Annotated in this window: 13 protein-coding genes; 9 read left to right on the top strand and 4 right to left on the bottom strand. The window is 58.5% G+C overall.

Annotated features, from left to right (window positions below):
• Positions 1-75 precede the first annotated feature (75 nt).
• From A7P95_RS07040 to A7P95_RS07010, 8 genes are all read left to right on the top strand, one after another.
• Positions 76-1,986: an ATP-binding cassette domain-containing protein gene (locus tag A7P95_RS07040; RefSeq protein WP_067593186.1), complete on the top strand. Its 1,911-nt coding sequence runs from the start codon at positions 76-78 to the stop codon at positions 1,984-1,986.
• Positions 1,987-2,108: 122 nt separating this feature from the next.
• Positions 2,109-2,777 carry a DNA alkylation repair protein gene (locus A7P95_RS07035; protein ID WP_067593183.1) on the top strand — a complete coding sequence of 223 codons (669 nt, stop codon included), beginning with the start codon at positions 2,109-2,111 and terminating at the stop codon, positions 2,775-2,777.
• 100 nt (positions 2,778-2,877) lie between these two features.
• Positions 2,878-3,285, top strand: a complete 408-nt coding sequence (locus A7P95_RS07030) for a VOC family protein (RefSeq protein WP_067593181.1) — start codon at positions 2,878-2,880, stop codon at positions 3,283-3,285.
• 22 nt (positions 3,286-3,307) lie between these two features.
• Positions 3,308-3,457, top strand: a complete 150-nt coding sequence (locus A7P95_RS11675; protein ID WP_156503537.1) for a hypothetical protein — start codon at positions 3,308-3,310, stop codon at positions 3,455-3,457.
• A 95-nt stretch (positions 3,458-3,552) separates the two neighbouring features.
• Positions 3,553-3,966, top strand: a complete 414-nt coding sequence (locus A7P95_RS07025) for a hypothetical protein (protein WP_067593179.1) — start codon at positions 3,553-3,555, stop codon at positions 3,964-3,966.
• A 469-nt stretch (positions 3,967-4,435) separates the two neighbouring features.
• Positions 4,436-5,563 carry an ABC transporter ATP-binding protein gene (locus A7P95_RS07020; protein WP_067593321.1) on the top strand — a complete coding sequence of 376 codons (1,128 nt, stop codon included), beginning with the start codon at positions 4,436-4,438 and terminating at the stop codon, positions 5,561-5,563.
• 78 nt (positions 5,564-5,641) lie between these two features.
• Positions 5,642-6,616, top strand: coding sequence for an ABC transporter permease subunit (locus tag A7P95_RS07015; RefSeq protein WP_067593177.1), 975 nt, complete (start codon positions 5,642-5,644; stop codon positions 6,614-6,616).
• Entirely contained in the window at positions 6,609-7,604 is a 996-nt protein-coding gene (locus A7P95_RS07010; protein ID WP_067593175.1) for an ABC transporter permease, read from the top strand. Before A7P95_RS07015 ends, A7P95_RS07010 begins: the two co-directional genes overlap by 8 nt.
• A 106-nt stretch (positions 7,605-7,710) precedes the next feature.
• Here the strand turns inward: A7P95_RS07010 and A7P95_RS07005 are convergent, their stop codons facing one another.
• From A7P95_RS07005 to murJ, 3 genes are all read right to left on the bottom strand, one after another.
• Positions 7,711-7,926 (bottom strand): RNA-binding S4 domain-containing protein, encoded by a 216-nt coding sequence (locus A7P95_RS07005; protein WP_067593172.1) that lies wholly within the window; start codon positions 7,924-7,926, stop codon positions 7,711-7,713.
• Positions 7,927-8,006: 80 nt separating this feature from the next.
• The gene (luxS, locus tag A7P95_RS07000) at positions 8,007-8,516 is read right to left on the bottom strand and encodes an S-ribosylhomocysteine lyase (RefSeq protein ID WP_067593169.1); all 510 of its coding nucleotides are present in this window, start codon (positions 8,514-8,516) and stop codon (positions 8,007-8,009) included.
• Positions 8,517-8,871: 355 nt separating this feature from the next.
• Positions 8,872-10,410, bottom strand: coding sequence for a murein biosynthesis integral membrane protein MurJ (murJ, locus tag A7P95_RS06995; protein WP_067593166.1), 1,539 nt, complete (start codon positions 10,408-10,410; stop codon positions 8,872-8,874).
• A 527-nt stretch (positions 10,411-10,937) separates the two neighbouring features.
• Here murJ and A7P95_RS06990 point away from each other — a divergent pair.
• Positions 10,938-11,510, top strand: coding sequence for a hypothetical protein (locus A7P95_RS06990; RefSeq protein WP_067593164.1), 573 nt, complete (start codon positions 10,938-10,940; stop codon positions 11,508-11,510).
• A gap of 159 nt (positions 11,511-11,669) precedes the next feature.
• Here the strand turns inward: A7P95_RS06990 and A7P95_RS06985 are convergent, their stop codons facing one another.
• Positions 11,670-12,461, bottom strand: a complete 792-nt coding sequence (locus tag A7P95_RS06985) for an inositol monophosphatase family protein (RefSeq protein WP_067593161.1) — start codon at positions 12,459-12,461, stop codon at positions 11,670-11,672.
• Positions 12,462-12,477: the final 16 nt, after the last annotated feature.

Here is a 12,477-nt window from a genome sequence, read left to right as displayed (position 1 = left end):
CAGCTGCAACGGCATTTCCCCGAATGGGCATAGATATTTTCAGGTAGCCTGAAACCACCAAACACAAGGAATCCCATGACCATCCTCCAAGCCGAAAACCTTTCCTTCGCCGTCGGCCATGTGCCGCTGCTCGACAAAGCCTCCTTCCAACTTGCAGCCGGCGAAAAAGTCGGGCTCATCGGGCGCAACGGCGCGGGCAAATCCAGCCTGCTGAAAATTTTGGCGGGCGTGCAGAAGCCTGATGACGGCCAGCTCATCCTGCAAAACGGGCTGAAAACCGTGTATGTGCCGCAGGAGAGCTTTTTTGACGGCGCGGCCAGTGTGTTCGATATTGTGTCCGAAGGGCTGGGCAGCCTGCGCGACGTGCTGCGGCGTTACCACGAAATCGGCCGCGCGCTGGAAAACGGGCAGGACGATAATTTAATCAAAGAGTTGAATGAGCTGCAAAACCAAATCGAAGCACAAGACGGCTGGCAGTTCGACGCGCTCATCAGCCAAACCGTGAGCGAGCTGGGGCTGCCTGAAAACGAGAAAATCGACAATTTGTCCGGCGGGCAGAAAAAACGCGTCGCGCTGGCGCAGGCGTGGGTGCAGAAGCCCGACATCCTGCTGCTGGACGAGCCGACCAACCATTTGGATATTGACGCGATTTTGTGGCTGGAAAACCTGCTGAAAAACTTTTCAGGTAGCCTCATCGTCATCACCCACGACCGCCGTTTTTTGGACAATATCGCCACCCGCATTGTGGAATTGGACAGGGGCGTGCTGCGTTCGTATGACGGCAGTTTCGCCAAATACAGCGAGAAAAAGGCGCAGGAACTGGCCGTGGAAGCCGAGCACAACCGCCTGTTCGACAAATTCCACGCGCAGGAAGAGGCGTGGATTCGCAAGGGCATCGAGGCGCGGCGCACACGCAACGAAGGGCGGGTTAAGCGTTTGGAAGAATTGCGGAAACAGCGTGCGGCGCGGCGCGAACGGCAGGGGCAGGTATCGTTTAAGCTGGATTCGGGCGAGAAAAGCGGCAAAATCGTCGCCGAACTGGAACACGCTTCGTTTGCGTATGGCAACAAGATGATTATGAACGATTTTTCCGCCGTGATTCAGCGCGGCGACAAGATTGGACTCATCGGCGCGAACGGCATCGGCAAAACCACGTTTTTAAAGCTGATTTTGGGCGAACTCGCGCCTACCGGCGGCAAAATCCGCCTCGGCAGCAAGCAGGAAGTGGCGTATTTCGACCAGTTCCGCAGCGCGCTGAACGAAAACGACACGGTGTTCTACACGCTCGGACAGGGCAACGATTATGTGGAAATCGGCGGCAAAAAGCGGCATGTGATGGGCTATTTGGAAGACTTTTTGTTCCACCCCGCCCGCGCGCAAAGCCCTGTGTCGTCGCTCTCCGGCGGCGAGCGCAACCGTCTGCTGCTGGCCAAACTGTTCACCCGCCCCGCCAACATTCTGGTGCTGGACGAGCCGACCAACGATTTGGACATCGACACGCAGGAGCTGTTGGAAGAACTGCTGCGCGATTACGCCGGCACGGTGTTCCTCGTCAGCCACGACCGTATGTTTTTGGACAATGTGATTACGCAATCCATTGTATTTGAAGGAAACGGCAGCCTGAAAGAATACATCGGCGGCTATCAGGACTACATCGACGCGAAGGCGCGCGAAGAGAAAGTGCAGGCTGCCTCCGCCCCCGCCGCCAAGCCCGAAAGGCTGCCTGAAAAAGAAAAAACCAAAGCCAACCGCAGCGTGAAACTGTCGTACAAAGAACAGCGCGAACTCGCCGCCCTGCCCGACGAAATCGCCGCGCTGGAAGCCGAACAGGCGGATTTGAACGCGCAGCTTTCCGACCCGGAAATCTTTAAGGATTATGAAAAGGCAGGCAGCCTGCAAGCGCGGGCGGAAGAGATTGAAATGCTGCTGTTGGAGAAATTGGAACGGTGGGAAGCGTTGGAGGCGAAACAGGGCGGCGCGGGGTGAGGTTTCAGGTAGCCTGAATGCCGTCTGGAAGGCCGTCTGAAACCTTATAAAGCAGCCTGCATCCAACATCAAAACCCCTCAAACCGCCCCAACCCCGCCCGTTCCCAAGACAAGGAAATCCTATGGATTACCCCGCCCTGCTTGCCGTCCTGCAACAACACGCCGACCCCGAACGCGCCACGCCGATGCAGGCCTACATGAAACACCGCTTTGCCTATTTGGGCATCGGCAAACCCGAGCTTGCCCGCCTGTGCCGCCCGTTTTTCAAAGAGGCCGCCAAACAGCCGCCCGATTGGGATTTCGTGCGCCGCTGCTGGGACGACCCGCACCGCGAACTGCAATACGCCGCGCTCGAATACCTGAAAAAAATGCAGCAATACCTGACCCCGCAGGACATCCCGCGTTTGCAGACGCTGATTACCGAAAAATCATGGTGGGACAGCTCGGACGTACTCGACCGCATTGTCGGCGGCATTGCCCTGCACCACCCCGAAGTCAATGCCGTTCTGTTGGCATGGAGCACGGACGACAACATCTGGCTGCGCCGCGTCGCCATCGACCACCAACTGCTCCGCAAACAACACACCGACACCGCGCTGCTGGAAAAAAGCATCTGCAACAATCTGGGGCAGAAAGAATTTTTCATCAACAAAGCCATCGGCTGGGCATTGCGCGATTACAGCAAAACCAACCCTGCATGGGTGCAAGGCTTTATCGGCCGCCACGGGCACGAAATGGCCAAACTGAGCCTGCGCGAAGCGGGGAAATACCTGCCGCCAAAGGCCGTCTGAAAATATAAAAGCAGCCTGCATTTTGTAGGTTGGCAAAATACCTTTGTTGCGGCTTAGGTTTGCAGGTAGCCTCAAAGCCTCCAAATTAAAGGAAATGGATATGCAGCAACACATCAACTACATCACGCTCGGCGTGGCCGACCTGGCCGAATCGCGCCGCTTCTACCGCGACGTGTTCGGCTGGCAGGAAACGGAACAGAGCAACGAAAACATCGCGTTTTTCCAAACAGGCGGCGCGCTGCTGCTCGCCCTGTTCGGCCGGGAAGCCTTGGCGCAAGACGCGCAGGTGCCGGCGCAGGGCAGCGGCTTCCCGCGTTTTGCCTTGGCGCACAATGTGGCCAGCGAAGCCGAAGTGGACGCGCTGTTTGCCGGGTTTGCCGCCAAAAATGCGAACATTATCAAAGCCCCACAGAAAGTGTTTTGGGGCGGATACAGCGGCTATCTCGCCGACCCCGACGGCTTTTTGTGGGAAATCGCGTTTAATCCGTTTTTGCAGAAACTGCGTTGATACGCCCGCCCGCATTGGCCGAATGGCGGTAAATTTTTCAGGTAGCCTCGAAGCCGGTTGCAGGCTACCTGAAAAATATCGGGCGGATGAAGCCGGCCAAAAGCAGCCCGCCTCGTTTTTAGCTTCGCAAAAATTCCGCCTGGCTCCGCAAGGTATCGGTTTTACTTTGTAGAAACTCAGCCTTGGCTGCGCCAAGACATCGGTCCACTTCGTTGAAGCTCACGCTTTCAGGTAGCCTTTCACCGCATCCAAACAGAGGGCAGCAGCATGAAATTCTTCGGTAAATTCAGCCACCGCTTTTGGGATTGGTTCGGCGGCAGCGAGGCGGCCGGCCGTGTGTTTGTGTTGGCGTTTGCCGCGCTGTGCGGGTTGCTGTATGCCGGCGGCTTGATTTTAGACAAGCTGCTCGGCCGCACCGCTGCGCCCTGGCCGTCCGTGATCGGCGTCGGTCTGGGCATCGGCACGCTGCTGGCGCTTTGGTTTATCGAAGAAGATTTGGCCGACCCGGAGCCCGTCTTCGGTTTCAAGCGGCGTGATCAATACCTTTGTGGCGCGGTGGGCGGCCTGGTGTGCGCGCTGTTGATCGGCTTCGGCTGGCGGCAGGCTTTGGTCGGTGCACTGATCGGCCTGCTGGTGGCGGCGCTGATACGCTGGTTGAAATATGTGATGCGCTATGTGTGAGGCTACCTGAAAAGCATCGGCTTCAGCAAAGCTAAAATCTGGCAAACTGTTTTCAGGTAGCCTCTTGTGCTGGCAAGAAAATTGCCTGCGGGCAACACTTATCTGTTAAGTTGAGACATTGGCAAAATCCTCATCTTTGGCGCATTTCTTCGCGATGCGCTTCTCGAATGCTTGCCTAACTATATGTTATGTCTGTGCATTCCGCGATGCTATCGCTTTGAACTGCGCTCAAATCTGAGGTTTTGCCAAGGTCTCATGCTAGGTAAAAATGCGGCCTGACGTTTTTTTTCGTTGCCCCCGCCTGCCTGCTATCCTACAATCACGCCTCACAAAATATTGTCGTATAGCCGGTTGATTGAAAAGGCATGGCGTCGCCGCCGCGCCGCGTGTTTGAATCCAACCGGCTTTAAACTTGAACCCTGCCCGCCGCCACACCAAACGGCAGGCACCGATGCGGAGCTTTTCGCCCATGTCTGAAAAATACACGCCCCCCCAAACCAAGCCCTACCTGCAAATTAAAGACGTGGTGAAAACCTACGGCGAAAACTATGCGGTGGACCATATCGATTTGGATATCGACCGCCACGAAATCTTCGCCCTCTTGGGCAGCTCCGGCTCGGGCAAATCCACCCTGCTGCGCATGCTCGCCGGCATGGAAACCCCCGATCAGGGCAAGATTATTTTGGACGGCCAAGACATCACCCGCCTGCCGCCGTACGACCGCCCCATCAATATGATGTTTCAAAGCTACGCCCTGTTTCCGCACATGACCGTAGAGCAAAATATCGCCTTCGGCCTGAAGCAGGACAAAATGCCCAAAGACCAGATTGCCGAGCGCGTGGAAGAAATGCTGCGCCTGGTGCAGATGAGCAAATACGCCAAGCGCAAGCCGCACCAGCTCTCCGGCGGCCAGCAGCAGCGCATCGCTTTGGCGCGCGCCCTGGCCAAGCAGCCCAAACTCCTGCTCCTAGACGAGCCCTTGGGCGCGCTGGATAAAAACCTGCGCCAGCAAACCCAGCTCGAATTGGTGAATACGCTAGAGAAAGTGGGCGTAACCTGCATCATGGTAACGCACGACCAGGAAGAAGCCATGACCATGGCCACCCGCATCGCCATCATGTCGGAAGGGCATCTGCAACAGGTGGGCACCCCGCGCGAAGTGTACGACTTCCCCAACAGCCGCTTCACCGCCGAATTTATCGGCGAAACCAACATTTTCGAAGGCCAGCTGGTGGCCGACGAAGCCGACCACGCCGAAATCGACTGCCCTGAGCTGGCGCAGAATATCCTCATCGACCACAGCGTGGCCGGGCCGGAAGAGCAAACCATGTGGGTGAGCATCCGCCCCGAAGACATCAATATGCACAAAGAAAAGCCCGCCAACCTGGGCGAGCACAACTGGACCATCGGTACAGTGAAGGAAATCGCCTATTTGGGCAGCTTCGGCATCTATCATGTGCAGCTGCCCAGCGGGCGCATGGTGAAAAGCCAAGTGTTGTCGTCTTACTGGTATCTGGCCAACCTCGAGCCGCCCACATGGGACGAAACCGTGTATCTGAGCTGGCCGGCCAACCAGCCCGTGCCGCTCACCCGCTAAAGGCTACCTGAAAAATACAAGCATGGCTGCAGCAGGCAAATTTGCCGGCAGCCGAATATGAAAGAGGCTACCTGAAAAATGAAATGGCAGGCGTTGAAAGACAGGCTGCGGCCGGGGCAGGGATGGGTGATTGCCGTTCCCTACCTGTGGCTGCTGGTTTTGTTTCTGATCCCCTTCTTCTTCGTGCTGAAAATCAGCCTGGCCGAGCAGGCCACGTCGATTCCGCCCTACACCCCGCTCTACACCGTGGACGAGGCGGCCGGCCGTGTGAACATTTCCCTGAGCTACCTGAACTACACCGGCATTTTCGACAATTTCTGGTCGTCGCTGTGGCTCGGGCTCAACCCCTTTGCCGATAAATCCGGCAGCAACCTGTATGTGCACATCTACCTGCTCTCCATCAAAACCGCGCTCACCACCACGCTGATCTGTCTCTTGGCCGGCTACCCCATCGCCTACGCCATCTCGCGCAGCCGTGAAAAATGGCGCAACCCGCTGCTCTTGGCCATCATGCTGCCGTTTTGGACTTCGCTGCTCTTGCGCGTGTATGCCTGGATGGGGCTGCTGTCGCAAAACGGCATCATCAACAACCTGCTCCTGCGCTGGGGCTGGATTAACGAGCCTCTGGATATGTTTTACAACAGCTTTTCGCTCAATATCGTGATGGTCTATACCTACCTGCCCTTCATGGTGCTGCCGCTCTACACCCAGCTCTTGAAGCTGGACGGCCGCCTGCTCGAAGCCTCGGCCGATTTGGGCGCGGGGCCGGTAAAATCGTTTTTCTCCATCACTCTGCCGCTCTCCAAAAGCGGCATCATCGCCGGCTCGATGCTGGTGTTTATTCCGGCGGTGGGCGAATTCGTGATTCCCGATTTGGTGGGCGGGCCCGAGCATTTGATGATCGGCAAAGCCCTGTGGCAGGCCTTCTTCACGCAAAACGACTGGCCGCTGGCTTCGGCCATGGCCGTGGTGATGGTGTTGCTTTTGGTGGTGCCCATCGGCCTGTTCCACCGCCACGAAACCAAACAACTGGAAGGAGCACGCCGTGGCTAGAAAATCTTCATGGTCTGCCTGGTTTTTGCGCGGCTGCCTGCTGCTGGGCCTGGGCTTCCTCTATATTCCGCTCGTGGTGTTGGTGGTGTACTCCTTCAACCGCTCTGAGCTGGTTACCGTGTGGGGTGGCTTCTCCACCAAATGGTACGGCGCGCTGCTGAACAACAGCGAAATCCTGGAAGCCACCTGGCTTTCCATCCGCATCGCCCTGATTTCCGCCGCCGCCGCCGTGGTGCTCGGCACCATGGCCGCCTACGCGCTGGCGCGCATCAAGCGCTTTCGCGGCAGCACGCTCTTCACCGGCATGGTGTCTGCCCCGATGGTGATGCCCGACATCATCACCGGTATTTCGCTGGTGATGCTGATTTTGCAGGTGCAGGCGCTGCTGCGCGGCTCCAGCTTCAGCTGGCTGCAATTCGAGCGCGGCTGGTTCACCATCTGGCTCGGCCACGCCACGCTGTGCATGGCCTATGTAACCGTGGTGATCCGCACCCGCTTAAACGAGCTCGACCAATCGCTGGAAGAAGCCGCGCAGGATTTGGGCGCCAAGCCGTGGAAGGTTTTCTGGGTGATCACCCTGCCGCTGATCGCCCCCGCCATCGCCTCCGGCTTCCTGCTGGCCATGACCCTTTCCATGGACGATTTGGTGATCACCTCCTTCCTCAGCGGCCCCGAATACACCACCCTGCCGCAGCTGATTTTCGCCAAAGTGAAACGCGGCGTGAACCCGCAGATGAACGTGCTCGCCACCCTGCTGATCGCCATCATCGGCACGCTGGTGATTGTGGGCAACTATCTGATGATGCGCCGTGTGAACAAACGCGACCGCGAAGCCGCCCTGGCCTACAAACAGGCGCGCGAAGCCGCCGCAGCGGCTGCTACCCCGCCGCCCTCCGTGCTGATCGAAGCCGAAGAGGCCGCGCAGGAAGAGGCGGAAACGGAGGATGCGGAGGATTCTCCGGCAGCAGACGAGGCTTCGCGGGAATGATTGGCTTGCAATCCTCAGGAATCGTTTGATTGATTAGCGGATTGCCTGCGATAAAGGCTACCTGAATTTCAGGTAGCCTTTTCATTTGCTGCGGTATCCGGCGGTTTTATTCCTGTACTTCAATCGCGCTGCCATCGTCCAGCTCGATGATTTCGCCGGCGCGGATTTTGGCGGTTTTGCGGGTTTCGGGCGTGCCGTTGCGGCGGATGCGGCCTTCGGCGATCCAGGCTTTGGCTTGGCCGCCGCTATCGGCCAGGCCGGTGAGTTTGAGCAGGTCGCACAGGGCGATGTGTTCGTGGCCGTTGAGGGAGAAAGTTTGCATAGCTCGTGTCAAATATTTGGTGTGGCGGGCGATAGAGGCTACCTGAAAAATGGTTTTCAGGTAGCCTTTTGGTTTGGGGCTTAGAGTTTGCCGAGGATGTCTTCGCTCAGGGCAAGCTCGGCGTTTTTGTTGATGCCGATTTTGCGGGAGAGGATATGGCGGGCGATGTCTTGGGCTTCTTCGAGGGAGTGCATGCGGTAGGTGCCGCATTGGTATTCGTTCAGCTCGGGGATTTGGCTCTGGCTTTGCACGTTTAAAATATCCTGCATGGCGGCCTGCCAGGCGGCGGCCACGGCTTCTTCGCTGGGGGTGCCGATCACGCTCATGTAGAAGCCGGTGCGGCAGCCCATGGGGGAGATGTCGATGATTTCCACATTTGCGCCGTTCAGATGATTGCGCATGAAGCCGGCAAATAGGTGTTCCAGCGTGTGGATGCCTTTTTCTGGCAGGATTTCTTGGTTGGGCACGCAGAAGCGCAGGTCGAACACGGTGATGTCGTCGCCTTTGGGGGTGCGCATGTTTTTGGCCACGCGCACGGCGGGGGCGTGCATTTTGGTGTGGTCTACGGTGAAGCTGTCGAGTAGGGGCATGGGGTTTCCTTTGGGATGGGTTTGCGGGAAGGCGTAATCATACCATTTCCGCCGATTGCTTGAAAAAATGTATGCTTTGTGTAAAATCCCGCAGCTTCATCAACCATTAATTGGGGCGACGGCATCGCCTGGGGCATTAAGATTGCCTTTGTGGTGGTGGGCGGCGTGTTGTGGCTGATCGGCCGCAACCAGGAAGCGCAGCCCGCCTTGGCAGAAGACGAGGAAGATTAAGCATTCTTCAGGCCAAACCATCAGCCGGCAAGCAAACGGGCTTGCCGGCTGATGGTTTTTTTATCGTGGATATTTTTCAGGTAGCCTGCTGCCAGGCTAAAGAGGCTACCTGAAAACCAAAGCGCTACACCTCCCGCCGCTTAAAATCGCGCGGCCGGAAGCCCAGCAGCCCCAACGTGGAAAAATACAGCACCATGCCGAAGCCGATTAGCGCAAACAGCTGCACCGTGCGCCGCAGTCCGCCCACCTGCACCCATTCCAGCGCCGCATAATGCTGCGCCGCCAGCAGCCCGCCGCCCATCACCGCTAGCGCCACCGCCAGCTTCAGCAAAAACTTGCGCCAGCCCGCCTTGGGCTGATACATCTCCTTCACCCGCAGCAGTGTATACAAAAACGCCGCATTGATGCACGCCCCCAGGCTGATGGAGAGCGCCAGCCCCGCATGATGCAGCTTCCACACAAACATCAGGTTCATCAGCTGCGTGCAAATCAAGGTCACAATCGCCACCTTCACCGGCGTTTTGATGTTTTTCTGCGCGTAGAACCCCGGCGCCAGCACCTTGATCAAAATCATCCCCAAGAGCCCCACCGCATAAGCAATCAGCGCCTGCTGCGTCATCAGCGCATCGTGCACGCCGATTTTGTTATACATAAACAGCGTGGCCACCAGCGGGAAGGCCAGTACCGCCATGCCCACCGCCGCCGGCGCCGTGAGCAGCAGGCACAAGCGCAGGCCCCAATCCAGCAGCGCCGAAAACTCGCGTTGATCGCCCGTGGCCGCGTGTTTGGAAAGCCCCGGTAGCAGGATCGTGCCCAGCGCCACACCCAGCACGCCCGTGGGCAGCTCCATCAGCCGGTCGGCAAAATACATCCACGACACGCTGCCGCTTTGCAGGTAAGACGCGATATTGGTGTTGATCACCAACGACACCTGCGCCACCGAGGTGCCCAAAATTGCCGGCGCCATCTGCCTGATCACGCGGTTTACCGCCGGGTCGCCGAAATGCAGCTTCGGCAGCTGGAAAAAGCCCAGCTTAAACAGCCACGGCAGCTGGAACACCAATTGCAGCACCCCGCCGCAAAACACGCCCCAGCCCAGCGCCATCACCGGCTCTTCGAAATGCGGCGCCCCCAAGAGCGCAAAGCCAATTAGCGACACATTGAGCAGCACCGGCGTGAAGGCCGGCACGGAAAACTTGCCGTAGGTGTTCAAAATGCTGCCCACCAAAGACGACAGCGAAATCAGCAGGATATACGGGAAAATAATCCGCAGAAGCTGCGAAGCCAGCACAAACTTTTCCGGCTTGCCGCCCCAGCCGCTGGCCGTGGCCCAAATCACCGCTGGCGCTGCCAGCACGCCAATGGCGGTAACGATGAGCAGCGCAAACATCAGCATCCCGGCCACGTGTTGCACAAAACGCTGCGTTTCCGCGGGCGATTTCTTCTGCCGGTATTCCGCCAAAATCGGTACGAAAGCCTGCGAAAACGCGCCCTCGGCAAAAATGCGGCGTAGCAGGTTGGGCAGGCGGAAGGCCACCACGAAGGCGTCCATGGCGATGCCCGCGCCGAAAATCCGCGCCAACACTGCATCGCGCACAAAGCCGAGCACGCGCGAGAGCATGGTCATGCTGCCGATTCTGGCCAGGGCTCCGAGAAGGTTCATGCTTTTCTATACCTGTGGATAAAACGGGCGCCAGTTTACCGCAAGGGCGGGGCGGGGGGAATGCTTGTTTGGCTTGCGTCTTGCTCAAACGGGGCTTTCGCGCGGGGCGGATGAGGCTACCTGAAAGCGCGAGCTTCAACGAAGTAGACCGATGTCTTGGCGCAGCCAAGGCTGAGTTTCTGCGAAGCTATAGCGAACCAAATTGGCTTTCGATACCAGGCAGCGAGCCGCAGGCAGTACAGGATTACGGCAAGGCGAGCTAACGCCGTAGCGAAAGTTAAAGTTGGTTTACTATAAAAATGTTTGGCTGTTTGGGAGGCGCTGGGGTTTTCAGGTAGCCTCGGCGGACAGGCTACCTGAAAAAGTGTGCGCGGATGGAAATGGGGATGATGGGCTGCCTGCTTATCCGGCACGGAATTTCCGGCAGCTTGCCAAATTTCAGGTAGCCTCCGGTCGCTGCCTGCGCCGTAGGAAGAACACGGGGCTTTGGCTATAATGCGGCCTTTTGTTGCTCCGAGCCGCCTGTCATGTACCGATTGATTTCCGACGCCGCCAACCTGATGCGGCTGCAATTGCGCCCCGCCGATGAATATGTGTATCCGCTGCACGATATGCTGGGCGCGCTGGTGGTGGTGGCGGCAGTGAACACGGCGATGATGACGCCGCTGGTGAGCGGGCAATACGGCTTGATGGCGCTGATGTTTTGCCTGCAGCTGGTGAAGTGGCCGGTGTTCAGCACGGTGATGGACAAGCTGTTGGGCGCGATGTCGGGCCGTCGGGTGTGGCTGTGGGGCTTTGTGCTGGTGTCGGAGGTGCTGGCGGTGCCGCTGCTGCTGGTGGTGTATGTGCCGCATTTGGCGCTGCTGGGCAATATTTGGTCGATGTGGGGCACGGTGGCCACGATAATCGGCTTTGCTCGGCTGGGCGGGGTGCGGGTGTGGCAGGTGTTGCTGGGCTATGTGCTGAGTTTCTGCGTGCTGTTTGTGGTGGCGGGGCTGCTGTGGGTGTTGTTTGTGACGCTGGGGGTGGTGGACACGGCGCAGATGGAGCAGATGATGATGCGCTGGCAGGAGCTGATGAATGCGGCGCAGCAGCCGTGATGGCGGATGAGGCTACCTGAAAGCGTGAGTTTCAACGAAGTGGGCCGATGTCTTGGCGCAGCCAAGGCTGAATTTCTGCGAAGCTAAAGTGTCGGCGCCAGCGAAGCTAAAAATGGGCGGGTTTTTCAGGTAGCCTTTATTTCCAGGTAGCCTCCATGCTTACTGGTTGGCGCGAATCCAAGCCAGCCAGCGCTCGAACAGGTCGGGCTGCAATCCGGCAATCACGGAGCGTTTGAACACGTGCTCGCCGCTCCAGAAGCTGTCGCCTTCCAGCGTGGCGAGTCGGCCGCCGGCTTCTTCGTAAATCAGGGCGCCGGCGGCGTAGTCCCACAGTTTCTGCCCGCCGTGGAGATAAAGGTCGTAGCGGCCGGCGGCCAGGTAGCACCAGTCGAGCGTGCTGGCGCCCATGCTGCGCTGCGAGCCGAAGGGGTGGAGGGTTTGCATGCGGCTGGCGAGTTTGCCGGAGCGCAGGTATTTCACTTCTACGCCGGCGATGGCTTCTTTCAGCCGCTTGGGCGCGTGGCGCAGCGGCAGGTTTTGGCCGTTGAGGCTGGCGCCGCGCCCGTGTTCGGCGGCAAACATTTCCCGCATCATGGGGTGGAATATTGCGCCCAGCCGGCTGCGGCCGTGCCGAACATAGGCCACGGAGAGGGCGAAATGCGGCAGGCCGTTGATGAAATTGTTGGTGCCGTCGATGGGGTCGACCACCCACAGCCCGCTCTGGGCATGCCGCCGCCACATGGCGAGCTGCTCGTCGGCGCTCATTTCTTCGCCGAGCATCGGGCAGGCGATGAGCTGCGGCAGGCGTTCGGCAAACAGGGCTTGGGCGTGCAGGTCGGCCTCGGTGAGGCGGCTGCCGTCGCTTTTGGTGCTGACGGCGGCGTTGAGAAAGCGCGGCATCACGGCGGTTTGCGCTACTTCGCGCACCAGTTCCGTCAAACGGGTTAGCAAAATCTTTCCTTCCCAA

It is taken from the genome of Eikenella longinqua (assembly GCF_001648355.1).
GTDB lineage: Bacteria > Pseudomonadota > Gammaproteobacteria > Burkholderiales > Neisseriaceae > Eikenella > Eikenella longinqua.
Note: the sequence above shows the minus strand (reverse complement) of the source record. Positions and strands in the feature narration are given on the sequence as shown.